The 19,598-nt window shown below is 67.1% G+C and carries 17 protein-coding genes; 5 read left to right on the plus strand and 12 right to left on the minus strand.

Going from position 1 to position 19,598, the window contains the following annotated elements:
* Positions 1-110: 110 nt before the first annotated feature.
* Complete coding sequence (gene pyrR, locus OG874_RS19475) at positions 111-746, minus strand: bifunctional pyr operon transcriptional regulator/uracil phosphoribosyltransferase PyrR (RefSeq protein WP_330256544.1); 636 nt, start codon at positions 744-746, stop codon at positions 111-113.
* Between the two features lie 294 nt (positions 747-1,040).
* Here pyrR and OG874_RS19480 point away from each other — a divergent pair, with 294 nt between their 5' ends.
* Both OG874_RS19480 and OG874_RS19485 read left to right on the plus strand, forming a co-directional pair.
* Positions 1,041-1,667, plus strand: a complete 627-nt coding sequence (locus OG874_RS19480; RefSeq protein WP_330256545.1) for an alpha-ketoglutarate-dependent dioxygenase AlkB — start codon at positions 1,041-1,043, stop codon at positions 1,665-1,667.
* Positions 1,668-1,745: 78 nt separating this feature from the next.
* On the plus strand, positions 1,746-1,889 hold the full coding sequence (locus tag OG874_RS19485; protein WP_330256546.1) for a hypothetical protein: 144 nt from the start codon (positions 1,746-1,748) through the stop codon (positions 1,887-1,889).
* A 16-nt stretch (positions 1,890-1,905) separates the two neighbouring features.
* Here the strand turns inward: OG874_RS19485 and OG874_RS19490 are convergent, their stop codons facing one another.
* On the minus strand, positions 1,906-2,754 hold the full coding sequence (locus OG874_RS19490) for a hypothetical protein (RefSeq protein ID WP_330256547.1): 849 nt from the start codon (positions 2,752-2,754) through the stop codon (positions 1,906-1,908).
* 132 nt (positions 2,755-2,886) lie between these two features.
* Here OG874_RS19490 and OG874_RS19495 point away from each other — a divergent pair, with 132 nt between their 5' ends.
* Positions 2,887-3,600 carry an HD domain-containing protein gene (locus tag OG874_RS19495; RefSeq protein ID WP_330256548.1) on the plus strand — a complete coding sequence of 238 codons (714 nt, stop codon included), beginning with the start codon at positions 2,887-2,889 and terminating at the stop codon, positions 3,598-3,600.
* 7 nt (positions 3,601-3,607) lie between these two features.
* On the opposite strand, the gene OG874_RS19500 is transcribed toward OG874_RS19495, so the two are convergent.
* Positions 3,608-4,195 (minus strand): TetR/AcrR family transcriptional regulator, encoded by a 588-nt coding sequence (locus OG874_RS19500; protein WP_330256549.1) that lies wholly within the window; start codon positions 4,193-4,195, stop codon positions 3,608-3,610.
* A 90-nt stretch (positions 4,196-4,285) separates the two neighbouring features.
* On the opposite strand from OG874_RS19500, the gene OG874_RS19505 reads away from it, so the two are divergent.
* Positions 4,286-5,254: a quinone oxidoreductase family protein gene (locus OG874_RS19505; RefSeq protein WP_330256550.1), complete on the plus strand. Its 969-nt coding sequence runs from the start codon at positions 4,286-4,288 to the stop codon at positions 5,252-5,254.
* A 429-nt stretch (positions 5,255-5,683) separates the two neighbouring features.
* Here the strand turns inward: OG874_RS19505 and OG874_RS19510 are convergent, their stop codons facing one another.
* Together OG874_RS19510 and OG874_RS19515 are read right to left on the minus strand one after the other, a co-directional pair.
* A complete protein-coding gene (locus OG874_RS19510; protein WP_330256551.1) occupies positions 5,684-6,913 on the minus strand; it encodes an FAD-dependent oxidoreductase in 1,230 nt (409 codons plus the stop codon).
* Positions 6,914-7,058: 145 nt separating this feature from the next.
* On the minus strand, positions 7,059-12,800 hold the full coding sequence (locus tag OG874_RS19515) for a TIR domain-containing protein (protein WP_330256552.1): 5,742 nt from the start codon (positions 12,798-12,800) through the stop codon (positions 7,059-7,061).
* A gap of 100 nt (positions 12,801-12,900) precedes the next feature.
* Between OG874_RS19515 and OG874_RS19520 the strand changes: the two genes are divergently transcribed.
* Complete coding sequence (locus OG874_RS19520; RefSeq protein WP_330257342.1) at positions 12,901-14,169, plus strand: SLC13 family permease; 1,269 nt, start codon at positions 12,901-12,903, stop codon at positions 14,167-14,169.
* 9 nt (positions 14,170-14,178) lie between these two features.
* On the opposite strand, the gene OG874_RS19525 is transcribed toward OG874_RS19520, so the two are convergent.
* The 7 genes from OG874_RS19525 to OG874_RS19555 form a co-directional block, all read right to left on the minus strand.
* A complete protein-coding gene (locus OG874_RS19525; RefSeq protein ID WP_330256553.1) occupies positions 14,179-15,117 on the minus strand; it encodes an inositol monophosphatase family protein in 939 nt (312 codons plus the stop codon).
* Positions 15,099-15,785: a hypothetical protein gene (locus OG874_RS19530; RefSeq protein ID WP_330256554.1), complete on the minus strand. Its 687-nt coding sequence runs from the start codon at positions 15,783-15,785 to the stop codon at positions 15,099-15,101. Before OG874_RS19530 ends, OG874_RS19525 begins: the two co-directional genes overlap by 19 nt.
* Positions 15,786-16,682: a hypothetical protein gene (locus OG874_RS19535; protein WP_330256555.1), complete on the minus strand. Its 897-nt coding sequence runs from the start codon at positions 16,680-16,682 to the stop codon at positions 15,786-15,788. It abuts the gene before it with no gap.
* A 306-nt stretch (positions 16,683-16,988) separates the two neighbouring features.
* Positions 16,989-17,255, minus strand: coding sequence for a YciI family protein (locus OG874_RS19540; protein WP_330256556.1), 267 nt, complete (start codon positions 17,253-17,255; stop codon positions 16,989-16,991).
* Entirely contained in the window at positions 17,252-17,761 is a 510-nt protein-coding gene (nusB, locus tag OG874_RS19545; protein WP_330256557.1) for a transcription antitermination factor NusB, read from the minus strand. Before nusB ends, OG874_RS19540 begins: the two co-directional genes overlap by 4 nt.
* Positions 17,762-17,793: 32 nt before the next feature.
* Positions 17,794-18,357, minus strand: coding sequence for an elongation factor P (gene efp / locus OG874_RS19550; RefSeq protein WP_330256558.1), 564 nt, complete (start codon positions 18,355-18,357; stop codon positions 17,794-17,796).
* A 43-nt stretch (positions 18,358-18,400) separates the two neighbouring features.
* Positions 18,401-19,528, minus strand: a complete 1,128-nt coding sequence (locus tag OG874_RS19555) for a M24 family metallopeptidase (RefSeq protein WP_330256559.1) — start codon at positions 19,526-19,528, stop codon at positions 18,401-18,403.
* Between the last annotated feature and the right edge of the window lie 70 nt (positions 19,529-19,598).

A 19,598-nucleotide genomic window follows, 5' to 3' on the forward strand; every position in this document is an offset into this window, starting at 1 on the left:
CGGCCGCTGTGTTCATGGTTCGCTCGCTCCGCTCCCTCACGACTGCGTCCCCCGAACCACGCGACCGGCACGGTCGACGCTGTAGTCCGGGTCGGGTCCGGCGAGCCGGTTCACTGCGCTTCCTCCTGATGCAAGTAGACGCCGTCGCGGCCGTCGTGTTCGGTGAGCAGAACGGAGATGTCCTCGCTGCGGGAGGTCGGCACGTTCTTGCCGACGAAATCCGCGCGGATGGGGAGTTCGCGGTGGCCGCGGTCGATGAGCACCGCGAGCTGGACGGCGCGCGGGCGGCCGAGGTCGCGCAGTCCGTCGAGCGCGGAGCGGACGGTGCGGCCGGAGAAGAGCACATCGTCGACGAGCACCACGAGCGCGTCCTCGATGCCGCCCTCGGGCACCGAGGTCCGCTCGAGCGGGCGGTGCGGGCGGCTGCGCAGATCGTCGCGGTAGAGGGTGATGTCCAGCGAGCCGAGGGCCGGGCGCACGCCGGAGAATTCCTCGATCTTGTCGGTGAGCCGCGCGGCGAGGGTGGTGCCGCGGGTGGGAATGCCGATCAGCACCACGCGCGGTGCGTCCGGCTCGCCCGAATCCAGGGCAGTCTTCTCGATGATCTGATGCGCGATGCGCGCGATGGTCCGGCCGACGTCAGAGGGAGACAACAGTTCACGTCCCGCGTCCACCCACTCCGGGGTGTGTCGCTGCGACGTTTCGGCAGCGCCGGACTTGGCGGCCCGTTCCTCGGGCACGGCCATGCCGACCTCCTTCCCCGCCTCACCGGACGGTCCGTTAAAGGATGTCTTACGGCAAGCAGCCTAGCAGCGCCGATTACACCGCTTTAACCAGCCATATCCGTTGTGAGCAGGACCACCGACCGGCGGTTGGCCGGGCCAGGCGGCGAATTCCGGTCAGGTCGGGCATTCCGGACAGCAGACTTTCGGCGGTGTCGATTTACAGCCGGGTCGCCGACGACTCATCGGATGCTTCCGGGCGTGCTCGGGACCGTTTTTCGCTAGCACATACGTTCGATAGGGCGTAGATTCGGCGGCATGTCGACACCGCTGCAGGGATCACTGCTCGACGGGTTCGGGGAGATCGAGGTCGGAGGACTCGCGCGCATACAACGAACGATGTTGAGCCATGGGGCGTGGGTGGATGTGCTGCCCGGATGGCTGTGCGGGGCGGATGTGCTGTTCGAGCGATTGGTGGATGGGGTGCCGTGGCAGGCGGAGCGGCGGCCGATGTACGACCGGGTGGTAGACGTACCGAGGTTGCTCTGTTTCTACGAGGAAGGAGCAGCGCTGCCCGATCCGGCGTTGAACGAGGCGCGGGAGGCGTTGAGTGCGCACTATCGCGAGGAACTCGGGGAGCCGTTGCGCACCGCGGGGTTGTGCTATTACCGCGACGGGCGCGACAGCGTGGCCTGGCACGGCGATACCTTCGGGCGCGGCGCGACCGATGACACCATGGTGGCCATCGTCTCGATCGGTGCGCCTCGGGCATTGCTGCTGCGGCCGCGCGGCGGTGGCGCGAGCATTCGATATCAGGTCGGGCACGGAGATCTGCTGGTGATGGGCGGCTCGTGCCAGCGCACCTGGGAGCATGCGGTGCCGAAGACGCGCAGGCCCGCGGGCCCGCGGATCAGTATTCAATTCCGGCCGCGCGGCGTCCGCTAGATCCGGCGCACGCGACTTGACCTGAACCTCGGTTGAGATAAGAAGCTGATCTCCATCAGCGCAACGACAATTCAGCCCGTGGTCGAGGACAGCACGACCGATCACACCGCCGACATTGCCGCGATCGAACAGATCGTCACCAATGTGGACCGCGGCCCGGCAGAACACGTTGGTCCCGAAGGCTCAGTGAACGACCGCAGGCGCCGCAGCAGCATCCACTGATGCGGCGCCCGCGTGATCAGTTCGGCGCAAGTGGTTCGGATGCCTCGAGCGCCGGAAGACGACGGCGACGAACGGTCGCGCCGTGCGACCAGATCGCTCGCTGTACTTCTTCGGCCGGCCCATGCCCATCGCATCGGGCGAGCACTTCGGCGCGAGCCTGACGCGCGATACTCACCTTCCGGCGGTACTGCCGGAAGATCTGCACCTCGCCGTTCCTTTCCTCGTCCAGGAACTCGTAGTCCATGCCGTAGCAGGCGTAGGTGCCGAGCGTCGCGAGCGAGGTCCCCCAGGAACGCAACTGATCGGGCGCCCCGAAGATCGTGACCAGCCCGCCGATCCGATCGACCCGCTCCCACCCGGTCGGCACATCGACGAAATGCCAGCTCCGCTCCCCCGGACCCTGCGCACGCCACTCCCGCAGCCGCGCGACCGCGGCATCCAGACCGAAGGTCTGCCAGCGCACCGTGCCCTGCGAACGATCGCGCAACGGCAGCCGCCTGCGCAGCGCCGCGGCCGCGGCACGGGTGAAGACGGTCAGCTCCGAGGGCACCAGCACAATCGGATCGGACGGCGCGGCGTCGAACGGATTCGGATCCAGATGCACCGGATCGATCACCACGAGCGTGCCCGGCCGGCGCTGATAAGCCAGACCCCACAGCAGCCGAGCCAGGACCCGAGCACCGCGCCAGTCGGAGAGCACATGCCAGGTGTCGTGAAACCGGTTGGTCGCGAATCGGACATCGTTGCCGGGCCGCAGGCTCAGCACCGTGTACACCCGGCCATCGAGCACCATCGTGCGTCGATGCAGTTTCACCATATCGTCGGCGGCCGAACCGCGGCGCGGCCGTTTGTTCTGCGCGGCCACGTTCACCTCCAGTTCTGCCTCGCGTGTATTCCAGGAGAACACGCGCGACCAGCGGCGGCAACGGATTATTTGCGCGCGACGCAGTGGCCCAGAGCACAGCGCCGAGCGACATCGCCCCGATAGATTGGCCATATGAGTAATCCCGGGGCGGGAGTTTTGGCCGTGATGCCGCTGCATACGATCAGCGAGGTCTACGGCGAATCCGGACTGCGCGAACGACTACTTCTCGAAATCGCCGAACTACCCGATACCGACCGTCTCACCGAAGCACTCGAACTGGCCACCGAACTGCACCGCGACGATCGCTACGGCCGCGAACCGTATCTGAATCACGTACTGCGGGTGGCGATTCGGATCATCAGTCATTACGAGGTGCACGATCCGGACGTCGTCGCGGCCGGACTGCTGCACGATTCCGTCGAAGATCACCCCGCCGAACTGGCGGGCACCCGTCCCGGCTCACAGACCGATGCCGCACTGGCCGAACTCGGCGATCGCTTCGGCACGCGCGTCGCCGAACTCGTCGCGGCCGTGACCAATCCCGAACCGGATCCGGCCATCGATCGGCTCGCGCAATACCGCGAACACGTGGCGGCCAACCTCGATCGCGCGCCATGGGCCCGCATCGTCAAACTGTCCGACTTCACCGATAACGGTGTCGGCATCCTGTACGCCGACGGTCCGGCGATGCGTAAGCTCGCCATCAAATATCGCCCGCTCACCGAGGTCTACCGCGAACTCGTCACCCGTCCGGACACCCCGCTGGCCGAGCACGTCAAGCGGCACATCCTGCATCAGCTCGACAGTGCCGACGAACGTTTCGACGCGATTCTGGCCCGGGACTGACTGCCGGTTACGGCGCGCGCAAGACCGATTCGACGAGTTCGCGCATGGCGGCCAGCAGTCGCTCGCCCTGCCCCTCGCGGATCATTTGCGGCACCAGTTCGCCGCCCAACGGCGCGAGCAGCAGACTGCCGACGGCCTCCGCGTCGATATCCGGCCGGGCCGCGCGCAGCATCGAGGTGATATGCGCGGCCCAGAAGGCGTGGACCTCATCCCTTCTCGGATGCGGCGGGATGGTGTTGTAGGCAATGATCAGCTCGACGTTATCGATCACCAGGCGGGTCATGGCGTCGAAGTAGGCGATTAGTCGTTCTGCGGGCGGCGCGCCGGGGCCGAGCGGCGGCGGACCGTTGGAAATATCGTCCATCAGGGTGAAGGCCCGCTCACCGAGCAACTCCCGCAGCAGACCAGCGCGGTTGCCGAAGCGGTGGAAGATGGTGCCCTTGCCGACGCCCGCCGCCGCGGCGACGCGGTCCATGGTGATCGACGCCGCGCCGTGCTCGGCGAGCAAGGTGGCGGTCGCATCGAGGATCGCGCGCCGGTTGCGCGCGGCATCCGCCCGTTCCCTCGGCCGATCGCTCGAAACACCGTCGGTCATCACACCCGCCTTCTGCACAGCATTGACAACTTGACCGGCGGTCCATATCGTCCGAATAACTGGACCGACAGTCAATTTATGGAGTTCTCGATGAAGGCAATCGTAATGACGGGCATCGGCGCACCCGAGGTCCTGGTCGTTCAGGACGTCGCGGCGCCACAGCCGGGCCCGGGCGAGCTGGTGATCCGGACCGAGGCGATCCCGGTACTGTTCCCGGAGACCAAACTGCGCTCGGGCGAGTTCCCGGTGCCAGTCGAGCCACCGCTGGTCTTCGGTTTCCAGGCCGCCGGAGTGGTCACCGAGGTCGGGGCCGACGTGGACGCGACGTGGGTCGGCCGACGAGTCGCCGTGGACACTGCGGGCTTCGGCTCGTACGCCGAATTCGTTTCCGCGCCTGCAGCTTCCGCCACTCCGCTTCCAACTGGCCTGTCGTCGGTCGACGCGGCCGCGGTGCTGATGAACGGATCGGTGGCACTACCGCTACTGGAGACGGCGGCCCTGGCCGGGAACGAGACGGTGCTGATCGAAGCCGCCGCCACGGGTGTCGGCAGCTCGCTCACCCAGCTCGCGAAGGAATTCGGCGCGGCGCGGGTGATCGCGACCGCGGGTGGGCCCGAGAAGTGCGCTCGCGCACTGGAATTGGGTGCGGATGAGGTGATCGATCACAATGCACAGGACTGGCCGATCCGGTTGCGCGAAATCCTCGACGGCGCAACGGTCGACGTGGTCTTCGATTCGATCGGCGGCACCAGCGCCCTCGACCTGCTCGACGCCATAACGCCGTTGCGGGGCCGGATGCTCAGCTACGGATGGCTTTCCGGCGCACCGGCGCAGGTGTCGGCGATGGACCTGATCACCCGCGGGCTCACCCTCGTCGGGTGCGCCGGGCCGGATTGGCTCGCCGGTGTCGCGCGGTCGCGGGCCGCGGTGCTGGACCGGGCCGCCGCGGGAACTCTCGCTCCCCTGGTCGATTCCGTGCTGCCGCTCGAGGAGGCCGCCACGGCGCATCGGCGCATCGAGGAGCGCTCCCCGCTGGGCAAGATCGTGTTGCGCCCGTAATTTGCGGGCCGAGCCGCGCTTCCAACAGCACCGCACAACTGTCCCAGACAAATTGCGCAACCTCGGCGGCCAGATCTACGCCGCGAGATCGGCTTGCGGCGACTTCGGGCATAGCAACCAAGTCCGCCATCGTCGACCGACTGCGAATCCCTCTGCCTCCATTGATGTTTCCCGTGAATCAGCGGAAATACTCTGTTTCAGAATCCGTGTCAGCAAACCGCGTGCGCGGCGGGACGGAGCCCGGCGCGACAGCACGTCGTCACGAAGATCGCCGTAACCCTAGATCGCCGGTTCGCCTTCCTCGCGGTCCATCGGCCGACCAGCCTCGACGTCACCGCGGGCTGGGGCGCCGCCCAACCTGAAGATCCGCACCATTTGTCCGCCTTCGCACCCTGTAGGGGCGCCAGGGCCGACAAAGCTGCGGGGGGGTTAGGGGCGGCGGGCGTAGTGGGGGGCGTGTTCGGGGCGGATGCCGCGGGCTAGCAGGTATGCGGGGATGCTGCGGATGATGGGGATTCGGCGGAAGACGCGAATCGGTAGCGGGGCCTGCGGGGCGGCGGTGAGGTCCAGGTCGCCGGAAAGGGTGGGGCGCAGGACGCGGGCATGAAGGAAGCGCTGCATACCTTGGGTGACGGCGGTTGGCAGGGTGCGGCGGCGTTGCACGCGGCGCAGGTCGGCGGTGCCGACGGTGCCCGAACGCAGTGGTGCGGCAAGGATTTCGGCGGTGGCGACGGCATCCTGGACGGCGAGGTTGATGCCGACTCCGCCGACCGGTGACATCGCGTGGGCGGCGTCGCCGATGCAGAGCAGGCCCTCGGTGTACCACTTGTCCAGGCGGTCCAATTTCACATCGAGCAGTTTCACCTCGTCCCAGCTGGTCAACGCGTCGACGCGATCGAGCAGCCAGGGCACGGCATCGGCCATCGTCCGCATGATCTCGCCGACGGGGCCGCGGCGCGCCGTTTCGTCGGCGCCCTTGGCGATGAGCGTCGCGCATTGCCAATAGTCGCCGCGATCGAGCAGGACCGCGCCGCGCTTGTTGCTGACGATCGGAATCGCGCCCGCGGGGTCGGTGTCGTTGCGGGGCAGGCGGAACCACCACACATCCATTGGCGTCGGCCAGCTGTGCGAGGACAGCCCCGCCGCCGCCCGCAGCAGCGAATCGCGGCCGTCGCACGCGACAGTGAGGTCGGCGCGGAGTTCGCCGGTGGCACCGTCAGTGGTGCGGTAGGCGGTGCCGACGACCTTGCCGTCGAACCGAACCAGGCCGGTCGCTTCGGTATTCATGCGCAGATGGAAGCTCGGCTCTCGCTCGGCAGCGCGGGCCAGCAAGTCCAGCAGGTCCCACTGCGGCACCATAGCGATGTACTTGTGCTTGCCGGGCAGATTCTTCAGGGTGGCCAGGGTCTGCACCGAGCCGCCGATCGGCAGTTGGATCGAATCGAGTTTGCGCGCGTGCAGTGTCGCGAACTCCGCCCCCAGCCCCAATTCGTCGAGTAGGTCCAGGGTCGTGGGATGCACTGTGTCGCCACGGAAGTCGCGCAGGAAGTCCTTGTGTTTCTCCAACACGGTCACATCGATACCGGCGCGTGCCAGCAGCAGTCCGAGCACCATACCGGCCGGTCCACCACCGACCACCAGACACGTGGTGCGTTCCATCGACCGGCCTCCCTCCGTGCGCCGGCGGGACGTCGCCCGGGCGCGGATGAATCAGTGTTCCCTGGGCCCACCTCAATCGTATGCCGCACAGGCGAGCGCCGAACCGCAACCACGCCAAGCGGTCACCGGGATTCGCCCCGCAGAACTAGAACGGCACGTCCGCGGACAACTGCGCCACCTCCGCAAGGTAGGGATCGAGTTCCCCGGATTCGAACCGGGACATGCCGATGACGTGCCAGAACTGTCCCGCGATATTGCCCTCGAATTTGTAGCGGCCGTCCGGGGCCAATGCCGCCCAGCCTTCGGGCAGGCCGAGCAGGATGGCGCGGATCGCGGGCGCGGCGTCGGGCGGCTCGGTCTCCGGGCGCGACCAGAGGATGATGTTGCCGTCGTCGCCGCCGCTGGCCAGCAGGTGGCCGGAGGGATCGAAGCTCAGCGACCAGACGCGGCGCTTGTGGCCTTCCAAGGTGTGCAGATGACGTCCGGAGGCCATATCCCACAGGCGAACCACCAGGTCGTCGCCCGCGGTCGCCAGAGTGCCGGTGTTCGGGTCGACCGCGGCGGTCCACAGTCGGCCGGTGTGCCTGGTCAGCTCGTGCAGTTCGGCCCCGGATTCGACATCCCAGATGCGGATGGTGGTGTCCCAGGAGACACTGGCCAGGCGGTCGCCATGGAAGGCGACCGCGTACACCCGATCGCGGTGACCGCGCAGCGCACGCAGGAATCGGCCCGACTGCACATCCCACAACCGGACCACGGAGTCGTCGCAGCCGGTGGCCATCAGCGTGCCGTCGGCATTGAAGGCGATGGACCGCACCCGGCCGCGATGTTCCGCGCAGACCGCGTGCAGCGCGCCGGTGGTGCGCACCCAGACGATGACGGTGTCGTCGTCGTTCGCCGTAGCCACGAATGCTCCGGTGGAGTCGAAGGCGATGGCCCAGATCGGGGCGGATTCGACGTTGATATGGCGCTCGTAGCTGTTGGTATCGAGATTGAACAGGCTCAACCGCCCGTCGTTGCCGACCGCGGCGAGCTGACTCGGCCGCACCGCGCTGAACACCGCCGATTCGAAGGTGAGCAGCCGATCCTCGCTGCCGATCAGTCGGCGCGTCAGGCGTCCGGTCACCGGATCCCACAGCCGCACCACGCCGTCGTTACCGCAGCCCGCGAGCAGGGTGCCGTCCGCGTTGAAGGTCACCGTGCGGACCTGACGGCCGTGGCCGGTCAGCGTGTGTTTACACACGCCGGTGGCGGGATCCCAGAGCCGCGTGGTGAATTGGTCGTCGGTAATGGCGAGTTGGCCGCCGTCGGGCCGGAAGACGAACGGCCAGATCGAACCGGTGTGGGCCGTGAACCGGTGTCGCACTTCCCCGGACGTGCTGTCGAACAGGCAGACCAGTCCGGCGCTGTCGCCGGAGGCGAGCCGATCACCGGCGGGATCGAAGCTCAGCCAGTAGAGGGCCGCGTTGTGTTCGGTGAGTACATTGCGCACTTCGCCGGTGTCGGTATCCCAGATGCGCAGTCCACCATCGGTATCCCCGCTGGCCACAATGGGCGAATCGGGATGGAACGCGACGGTGTACACCCGGCCGGTATGACCCGACAGATCGCGGATCTTGCGGCAGCGCAACGGATCCCACAGCGACAGCGTGCCGTCGACACCGCCGACCGCGAGCAGATCACCGGACGGGCTGAACGCGACACGGAACACCGATCCGTCCGCGCCCCTGAACTGTCCTGTCTCCCTGCCGGTTTCGGTATCCCACAACCGCACGGATCCGTCCCGATAGGATGCCGCTACCAGCGGACCGTGAACGGCCAAGCTGTAGATCAGTTCCCGGCTGCCGTCGGGCGGACGGCATTCGTGCCGCAACTCACCGCTGGGCAGGGCCCACAACCGCAATACGCCATCGGCATCGCCGGTCGCCAACACATCACCGGCTGGGCCGAGCACCACCGGCCACGGCCAGTTCTTGTGCCCCGACAGGATTCGGCGCAGCTCGCCGGTGGCCGCGTCCCAGATACCGACGGTACCGTCCCCGGATCCAGTGATCAGCACGGTCTCGGTGAAGGCCACGGCGAAGGTGCGGGCCCGGTGCGACTGCAGGGTGCGCAGCGGCCGTCCGGTCTCGGCATCGCAGATAAGCACACCGCCGTCATCGCTGCCGATGGCGAGGGTACCGCCGTCCGGGTTGTAGGCGACGGGCTGCGGAAGACGGCCGTGCCTGGCATGGAAGCCGTGCCGAACACCTATTGCGGCGGGTGCGAATTCGGTCTGCGCCGGCGTTCCGGGGACCCAGGCCGCACCGCGCAGGTCGGTACCGGTCGGCGTGCCGGTGACATCGATCAACGCGGCGCGGGCCCAGCGGCTGCCATTGGCCCTCGCACCGGTGAGATCGGTGTGCAGTAGTCGCGCGCGGGTGAGATCGGCCTCGCTCAGGTCCGCGCCGACCAGACTGGCCTCGTCCAGACGCGCGCCGACCAACCGTGCGCTGTGCAGGATCGCGCGATCGAGGTTGGTTCCGACCAAGCGGGCCCCGGTGAGATCCGCACCGGTGAGGTCGACATCGCGCAGATCCCGATACGACAGATCCTCACCGGCCAGCGTCGCACCACGCAGGTCCGCGGTCGGCGCGGTCCGCAGGCGCGTCGTGACCCGAATGGCGTTGGTACGCGGTACATCATCGACGGCCGGGTCGGCGAGCACACCCTCGGCCCAACCGCGCAGCGCCCGGTGATCGGCCAGATCGCAGAGGAAGTCGATCGACAGTTGCGACAGCGGCGCGTGCTCGAGTTGCGGCGGAGCCGTGGTGCCCGCCGCGAATTGCTCGGCAATGTGGTTGGCCACCAACCATTCCGTCACCGAGGCATGGATGAAACCGAACAGGTTGCCCTCGGTGCGCACCAGCAAACTGCCCGAGCCGATGGCGTGTGCCGACTGCTGTACCGACATCCGATTGGATCCGGTCATCTCGACCAAACCCTGTGCCACATCGGTCAACTCGGCCATCCGCAGATACGGCTCCCCCGTTTCCCAGATGCGCAGCGCGAATGCCGTAACCGCCAACCACAATTCGTGCAGCCGCAGCCCGGGCAGCGCACCCGCGCTGGCGGCGGTGCGATCCGCTTCGAAGGACAGCCAGGACTCCAGGATCTCCCGATACAGCCCCGCCGGACCGACCGCCTGTTTGGCGCCCGCCGCGGCTCGCAGCCGCCGCTCGTCGAGGTCGGCGATGAAACCGAGCATACGCGGATTATGGGCCAGTCCGAGCAGATCCTCGATACCGGTGATCAACCGCATCCGCGCGTCGGCGCGGCGCACATCGCCGCCGTAGCGGTTGGTCAGGAAGGCGTGGATCTGCGCGGGCGCGAAGTCCTCGATGCTCACGATGCGCCGATCCGGCAGCAGCCCAACCCGTTCGCCCAGTGCCGTCAGTACCTGGGCGCGGGATTCGAAATGCTGGGTGCGGCTGGCCACGATGATCTTCGCCTTGCCGACGGCGGCCTGCAGCAGCGTCTCCAGATGATCGGCGGCGAAGTCGTAGCTGATGCGGGTGACGAGTTCGTCGAAGCCGTCGAACAGCAGCACGACGCGTCCCTCGCGCAGCATGTAGCGCAACGCTTTCAGGTCGATTCGCTCCTCGCCGTGATTGGCCAGATGCGCCGCGACCAGACCGTCCACCGAATGTGTTTTGTCCAGCGCGCGCAACTCGATGAGGATCGGGATGAGCGCGGGCATGGTTTCGGTGATGCGGCGGGCCAACTCGCGCAACGCGAAGGTCTTGCCGCGCCCGAAATCACCGAGGATCAGGATGAATCGGCCATGATCGGCGCCGACCACCCGCAGCAGCTCGCCGACGAGATCGTCACGGATCAGCTGGTCGCCGTGTTCGAGCACGCGGAAACGTTGCGGCACATACAGATCCGGCGGATAGCGGCGATCGGCGCGCAACCACGCGTCCTGCTGGGCGAGATAGTCGTCGAGGTCGAGCAGACCCTGGAACTCGGTGAAGCTGCGGACCCGCAGCCCGTGGCTGGCCGCCTCCTCACGCAGCGAACGGGCCGGTGCCGCACCGCGATAGACGAGTTCGGAGCCGTATTCCGGGTCGTGGCCGAGGAAGTCCTCGATCACATCCCTGGTCATATCGCCGACATGCACCCCGATGCGCCACTGCGCGATCACCTCGTCGTATTCATTGGTGATCAGCAGATGCGGTGGCTCCACCTCGACCCGGCGGATTTTCGCGCCGGGATAACGGGTTTCGCACACCTCGGCGACACGTTCCAACAGTCGTCCGTGCGGGTCGACGATCGACGGCGTTTCGGCGGCCGGTTCGGGGATATCGGATTCGTCGGCGGCGGGAAGTTCGACCTTGGCTCCCGACGGCAACGCCGAGATCACCTTCGACCAAAGGTGTTCCAACTGTGCGAAAGGCTCGCCCGGACGCGGATCGTGGCTGGTGTAGCGGGACAGTCCCGCCGCGGTGAGGTGGATGATCTCGTTCTGCCCCGGCCCGGCGGCCGGTAGCACGGGCAGCGTGCCGCCCAGCCGATCCAGATGCAGCCCACCGGGGCCTGGGCCGTGTACCAGCAGATTCAGTCGGCTGCCGAGCAGCCGCGACAGCGTATCGGCATCGCGCAGCAGGGCCGGATCATTCGGCGCGCCACCGGGCCCCGGGAGCGGGTCGTGCCGGAGCACGCCGATGCGCAGCCACCCGTTCTCCTCGAAGGGCCGCAGCCGCTCGGCGAACCAGGCGGCCTGCGGTTCGCCGATGCGGCCGTAGTCGTCCTCGGGCAGGTGGGTCGCGGCCATGGTCGAGTTCAATCCGGCCACCACGACCCGTAATTCGGGGATCGGGAACAATGTCCACGGCTGGCCGACGTCGAAGACGAGATGGTCCAGGCCCTGATACAGCTCGCTGAACATGCGCGCGTACTGCTCGAGCTTGGGAAAGTACGGCGGCTGAGGTTTGCGGTCGCGCGCCTCGCAGCCGAGGAAGTACGCGTGGCAGGCCACCTTCGAGACATCATGATTGCCCGGCACCACGATCAGCCGATGCGGCTCCAAACCGAGCAGCACCCGCAGTCCGGCCAGGAACGACAGCGCCTCGTCGACCTCGCGCGGGCGGCCGGATTCGGTCATATCACCGGAGACCACGATCAGATCCGGCTTCGGCACCCCCTGACCGACGAGCTGGGTGACATCGGCGTAGATCCGGGCCTGCAGTTCGCGCGCGGTGCTCGGCTCGTCCTGGCCCAGCAGACCGCGGCCGAAACGCGGTCCGGCCACATGCAATACGGAGACTCCGGTGCGATGCTCATCCTGCTGTGTGCTGCCGGGAAAGGCCGGAGCGGAAACCGGAGTTCGCCGACTCAGCGCGGATTCGACAGCGCCGGAGGGGGTTTCGTCGACATACCGGTCCGGCTGCGCACCAGCGCCGTCGTGCGGGAAACCCGGCTCGGCGCGGGGTTTCGCCCGTCCGACGAGTAAGTGCCCCACCCGTTCCAGCAGCACACGGCGCGCTTGCTCCGCCGTCGGCACGTTGACCAAATCCAGGTAGGTGATGGTGGCGAGTAGACCCTCCAGCGCACATTCCGCGATCCGGACCGGCAGCAGCTTGCCCGGATCGGTGCGAAATGCCGCCTGCCACTCCATGGTCCCGTAGTACGAGCCGAGGTAGTTCTCCGAGAGCACGACCAGCACCACCGCCGACTCACGCACACCGCGATCCATGAAGTCGATGAAATTGGTGCCGGGTACGAAATCCCAGGCTTGGATCAGGGTCCGGTAACCCGCCGTTTCCAACTGCCAGGCCAGCCAGGTGGCCCATCGCTCGTCAGCCGGGGAGTAACTGATGAAAAAGTCTCGTCGCCCGCCCTGAGTCACGCCCCCAGTATGGCCTATCCGAATAGACAAGGGAGCGAGACGAATTCCGGCCGCACGATGCGGGCGGGTGAACCGGTCCTGGCGCGCGTGCCGTGTCATGATGGCTGGTGTGCCCGGACCGGTCGATTCCTCCGCGCGGAACCCGCCGTCGAACGCCATGACGCCGACACCACCGCCCAGATGGGGGCTGAGCACGCTCGACTGGGTCCGGATCGGGCTCTTGGTGGCCGGACTGCTGTGTGTGGCGACCGGGCTGCTGCCCCGCGACGAGGCCGCCGACAATATGCGGCGCATCGGACCGCTGCTGCTGTTTCTCGGCAGCGTGATCGTATTGGCGGAACTCACCCGTCAGGCCAAAGTCTTCGACGTCATCGCGCATCGACTGGCCATTCTGGGCCGTGGCTACTATCCGGCATTGTTCCTACTGTGCGTGGCATTCGCGTCCGCGACCACGATCCTGCTCAACCTGGACACCACCGCGGTCCTGCTCACTCCGGTGATGCTGGCATTGGCGGTACCGGCGCGAATCCCGCCGCTGCCCCTGGCCATGACCACGCTGTGGCTGGCGAATACCGCGAGCCTGCTGCTGCCGGTCTCGAATCTCACCAACCTGCTCGCCGCGGACCGGGTCGCATTGCATGCCACCGAATTCGCGGCGCGCATGTGGGCGCCACAGTTGGTCTCGATCGCGGCGACCATGGTGTGCCTGTGGATCTGGTATTGGCGGCGCGGCCGACGAGAAACCGATCGGTACGTACCACCGGAGCCGATTCGGCCGGAAAACGCGAAGGAACGCACCCTGCTGTACACGACGGCGGGCGCGTGTCTGCTGTTCATCCTGGCGATCCCGGTCGTCGGCGACCGCATCGGCATCGCCGCGACCATCGCCGCCGCCATCGCGGTGCTCGCCTTCGCGATCTTCGACCGTTCCTCGCTGCGACCATCGCTGATCCCGTGGCAGCTGCTGGTTTTCGTGGTGGGGTTGTTCCTGGTGGTGCCGACCCTGAGCAGGTTCGGGCTCGCCGATCTGATGCATGCGCTGATCGGGAACGATTCCGGAGCGGTCGGGGCCTATCGCGCGGCAGGTGCGGGTGCCGGATTATCGAATGTGGCCAATAACCTTCCGGCGTACACCGCGGGCGAGGCGGTGGTGCCCGAGGAGAATCGAAACCAATTGCTGGCCTTGCTGATCGGCACCAATGTGGGGCCGATCGTGACGCCGTGGGCGTCGCTGGCCACCTTGCTGTGCCTGGAGTTCTGCCGCACCCATGGCGTACGGGTGCCGATGCTGCGGTTCGTGCTGACCGGACTCGGACTCGCGCTCGTCGCTACGACCGGTGCGGTCGCGGCGCTCTTGGCCACGGGATAGCCGACCGCCTCAGTGCTGAGGTCCGGGCAGGCCCGTGACGGTCACCTCGGCGGCGGCCTTGACCAGCACGGCGAGATCGGGCAGCATTTCGGGACTCGCGGCGATGAAATCGACCTCACCGCCGGGCAGGTCGAGGTGATCGTCGAGCGGTGCGCCGTCGAAATCGGTGATGTGGATACCGGATCCGCGAGCGAGCAGGGTTCCGGCGGGCAGGTCGACCAGGCCCGCGCGGTAACCGACGAAACCGTCGATATCGCCGCGGCTCAGCATGACCCAGCACAGCAGGGGCGACCACAGTTGGATCAGGCGGCGCGAGCCGGATTCCAGCGCGAGGCGCAGGGCGCGGGCGGTGGCGTCGGTGCGGGTGACCGGGTAGCCCTGGAGCCAGGCCAGTGTCGGGGCGGATTCGGTGGGACGGTGTGGCGGCCGCCAGAGCGGGCCGTCGGGGCCGGTGGCGCCCGCGCCGCGGATGGCGGACCAGGTCCGGTCGGCGAGTGGTTCATGGATTACGCCGAGCATCGGGATTCCGTTGTGGCACAGGGCGATACCGATGGTGCACACGGGCAGGCCGATGGCGATGTTGTTGGTGCCGTCCAAGGGGTCGACGACCCAGCACCAGGAGTCGTCGACGCCGTGCAGTCCGGATTCCTCGGCCAGGATGCGGTGGTGTGGGAAAGCGCGACGGATGTGGGTGACGATGATGTGCTCGGCGCGCAGATCCAGGTCGGTGACCAGATCGCCGCTGGCGTCCTTGGTTCGGACGGTCAGCGATCCGGCCAGCCCCGCGCGGATGGCCTGCCCCGCCTCGGTCGCCGCCGCGGTCGCGACGTCCGCCGCGGCCGTCAAGACAGTCTCGAATCGGTCGAATGGGCTCGGGATCGGGCCGGGATCGTCCGGCGGCCGAACATCCAGTGGGAGCGCCAGGTTCACTACGTCGCCTGTTCGCATCGGTCCTCCAGTTGTTCGGGCAGGGTGTGTTCCCGCAGGCGCGCCAGCACGGTCTGCGCGACGCGCCGAGTTTCGGCGGGGGTGCAACCAGTTCGGTGCACCCGATGGTCGGTGGTGGCGAGGGTGCCGAGGGAACGGTCCGGTCGGCCGTGCCGAACTTCGCCGAGCGCGACGGTCGCCGCCTCTCCTTGGACATCGGAAACATGAAAGGCGCCGTGCGGCAGGGTGTATACCTCGCCCGCGCGGAAGTGTTCGCTGGATCGAACGCGGTAGGCGACCAGTTGCGCGGTCGCGCGCACCACGTCACCGTCCGCGGCACTGTGGATTTCGAATACGCGATGGGTCGGGCGCTCCGGCGTGCTGTCCACCTCGAGGATCTTGTTGCCCACCTTCCCGTACAGCACCACGCTGAGCAGATCCCAGCTGTGCGCGTGCATGGGCGAGGTGGTCGGGTAGGCCCGCAGCCCCTCGGTCCAGACGTGCACGCAGACGCCGAATCCGTCGCCGCGCCACGCGGGAAAACACAAGAATCCCAATGGATGTCGCACCGCGATGACCTCGGCGCTGCCGTCGAGCACAGCGGTCATGAAGTCACGAGTCCAGCGACGCACCGCGGGGCCCGCCGCATCGGAGCCGATCAGCGTTCGTAGGCGGGCGTAGTCGTTCATTCAGTACGGATTCCTCGGCTGCAGTGCGCGCCGCACGACATCGGCGACGTCACGATCGGTATAGGAGGCCGGTAACGCCAGACCGAGCAGATCGAACAGCGCGCGGGCCTGGTCGACCGACGGCTCGTCGGCGAGTGCGAGCTCCTCGCTTCGGCTCAGCGGCACCTGCCTGGCCTGCTTGAAACTGGCCACCAGTTCGCGGTTGAAGTCCCGGTAATAGGGCTTGTCGCGCTCGAACATCAGCGCCGGGGTATTCGGATTGTCCTGGGTGACAATGACGCAACTCGACGAGAGGTCCCAGCGGAAGGTCGTCATCACCGCCGAGAGCCCCACATCGATGGTCAGGAAGGTGAACCGCTGCCGGTACCAGCAGGCCGCGAGCACCGTCGCGAAGGCCTCCTTGCGGGTCCGCTCGGTGGTCCACAACTCCCCGGTGCGGTCGGCCTCGGGCACCAGCGACGAGCGGAACTGCGCGTAGGTCTTGCACACCAGTTCATTGGTCGGATCCAGCACCTCCACCTGAATCCGCAGCGGGCGCTGTTCGCGGCGCGCGTTCTCCACGCATTCCCGCAGCGTGACCGCCCGCAGATAGGTTCCGGTGCCACCCTTGAAAAGCCACTGTTCGGTACCGCGACGGGCCAGCGTATGCGCGTGCCCGATCTCGGGACCGTAGAGCAGGTGCACGAAGTTCGAGTCGCGAATGGCCTTGGCCGACAAGTGCCGATCGCGCAGCAAGGTGGTCGCGAGCAGGCCGAGCACCAGCAGAATGACCGCGTTGATCAAGTCTGAATCGAATAACCCGATGTCGATCAGCGAGATCACACCGAAAATGACCGCGAGCACCAACGCGACGAGACCGTCGATGTTGTTGCGCAGCCAGATCAGTACCCGTCCCATATGTTTCGGCCTCCCCGGGGTTTTCACCCAGGATAGGTGCACCGGGCTACGGTGGCGTATCGATTCGCGGGGCCGGCTCCGTTTCGTACCGCCGCAACCGATCTCGGTGCCGCGGCGACAGCGTCGCGCACGCGGTGGTCCGGGTCACATCGCTTGACCTCGAGTGCGGTTGAGGAACCAAGATCGGAGCCGTGCTCCGGCCCGAGACACCACTGGGCCGCACACCCGAGTCCGAGAACCGTCAGTGTCGACGGCTCACGGTTCGCTCCCGCTGGGTCCGTACACCCACCAGCGGGAGCGCTGGGCTCAGGCGGAGACTGCGATCTCCCACTCGTACACGGTGAGTTCCGACGACCCGGTGGTGTGCACCGGGTCGGTGAACGCGATTTCCCTGGCGGCTTCGAGACTTTCGGCGTGGATCACGTAGGCACCACCGGTCCCGTCGGTGAATCGACCGCTCTCCACCAACTGCCCACGATCGAGCAACTCGTTGAGGAATTGCCGGTGCGGTTCGATCACGTCCGGGTCGAATGACGGCTTGCGCATCGCCATGACCAGGTACTTGTTGGTCACGCTTCCGGCTCCGGACGCGGCGCCCTGGTCGCGGCCGCGGCGGCACGCACCTGCGGAGCCACCAGCACGACCTGGCCGAGTACACCGTTCACGAACGACGGCGAATCATCGGTGGACAGCTCCTTGGCCAACTCCACCGCCTCATCGACCGCGACCACCGGCGGAACATCGTTGGCGTGGAACAACTCCCACACCGCGATCCGCAGGATGGCGCGGTCGACGGCGGGCAGCCGGGACAACTCCCAGTCCTTGAGGTAGGACTCGATGGTGCCGTCCACCCGGTCGAGATCGTCGGCGACGCCCTCGACCAACGTATGGGTGTAGGCGTGCACCGGCGCGACCGCCTGGTCCTGGGTGGCCAGCTCGACCCGCTCGGTGAGCAGGTCGGCCACGTCCACGTCGCGGGCCTCCGCCTCGAACAGCAGATCGACCGCCCGGCGGCGGGCCTTGTGGCGCGCGCCGAGCTTCTTGAAGGTGGACTTCTTGTCTACGGGCTGTTCCGCCACAGCAGTCATTATCCCTGTTCGCCGCGCGGCGATCAGGCGTTCACGCGGCCGAGGTAGCTGCCATCGCGCGAGTCGATACGCAGCTTGTCGCCGGTGTTGATGAACAGCGGCACCTGCACCTCGGCACCGGTCTCCAAGGTGGCGGGCTTGGTACCGCCGGTGGAGCGGTCACCCTGCAGGCCGATATCGGTGTGCTGCACCTCGAGCTCGACCGTGACCGGGAGCTCGACGTAGAGCGGCGCGCCCTCGTGGGTGGCGACCTGCACGGTCATGTTCTCCAGCAGGAAGCGCGCGCCGGGGCCGATGGTCTCTTCGGCGATCGAGATCTGGTCGAAGGTGTCGCCGTCCATGAAGACGTAATCCGTGCCGTCGTGGTACAGGTAGGTCATATCGCGACGGTCGACGGTGGCGGTCTCCACCTTGACGCCCGCGTTGAAGGTCTTGTCGACGACCTTGCCGGACAGCACGTTCTTCAGCTTGGTCCGCACGAATGCGGGGCCCTTACCCGGCTTGACGTGCTGGAATTCGATGATCTGCTGGAGCTGACCGTCGATCTTCAGCACGAGGCCGTTCTTGAAGTCGCTGGTGTCCGCCACTGTTCTCGGATCTCCTAGTTCATGAATGTTCGGGCAACCGGCATCAGTCGACGACGGTCAGGTCTTTGCTGGTGTTGGTGAGCAGATCCGGGCCCCCCTCGCGCACCACGAGCGTGTCCTCGATCCGGACGCCGCCGCGGCCGGGGAAGTACACACCTGGTTCGACGGTCACCGCCACGCCAGACAGAAGTGTACCGGTTCCGGTTTTGGCGATCCCCGGCGCTTCGTGGATCTGCAGTCCGACGCCGTGCCCGAGTCCGTGCACGAACAGCGTGCCGTGCCCGGCCGCCTCGATCACCGCGCGCGCCGCCGCGTCCACCTCGGCGACCTGCGCGCCCGGCTTCAGCGCCTCGCGTCCGGCCCGCTGCGACGCCTCGACCAGCGCGTACACCTCGCGGTGCCAGTCAGAGGCGGCACCGAGCACGAAGGTGCGGGTCATATCGGAGTGGTAGCCGCCGATCACGGCGCCGAAGTCGATCTTGACGAAGTCGCCGGTTGCGAGCACCGCTTCGGTGGGCCGGTGATGCGGGATCGCCGAATTCGCGCCCGTCGCCACGATGGTCTCGAAGGCGATCGCCTCACCGCCGTGTTCGAACATCGCCCACTCCAGATCCCTGGCGACCTGACGTTCCGTGCGACCGGGGCGCAGACCACCGCGTTCCAGCAGAGTCGCCAGTCCGGCGTCCCCGGCCGCGCAGGCGGCACGCAGCTGTTCGACCTCGTAAGGGTCCTTGACCATGCGCAGCTGTTCGACCAGGCTCGGCGTGGCGACGAACTCCAAACCGGTCTTCTGCTCGATGAATGCGCGATGCTGATCGACCGTGACGACATGGCTCTCGTAGCCGATCCGGCCGAGTTGCCACTCTCCCGCGAGCTCGACGATTCTTCGGGCGGTGGCCCTGGCGATCTCCGCGCGCAGGTCCGGCACCTGCTCGGCGACCTGGCTCAGATAGCGCCCGTCGGTGCCGATCACCGTGCGCTCCTCGGCATTACGCATATCCCAGGAGGTCACCAGCAGCGTGGCATTGGACCCGGTGAAGCCGGTCAGGTACCTGATGTTCACCAGATCAGTGACCAACAGCGCGTCGACCTCGTTCTCCACCAGCAGACTTCGCAGCGCGCCACGCCGCGCCGCGTAGTCGGGCCCACGGCCCGCGTGATCAGCAGACATAAGTCAAAGCTACCGCCGACACGCCGTAGTCTCCGTATAAAACACCGGCATCGACCGTGCCGTACCTGTC

This window comes from Nocardia sp. NBC_00565 (genome assembly GCF_036345915.1).
Classification (GTDB): domain Bacteria; phylum Actinomycetota; class Actinomycetes; order Mycobacteriales; family Mycobacteriaceae; genus Nocardia.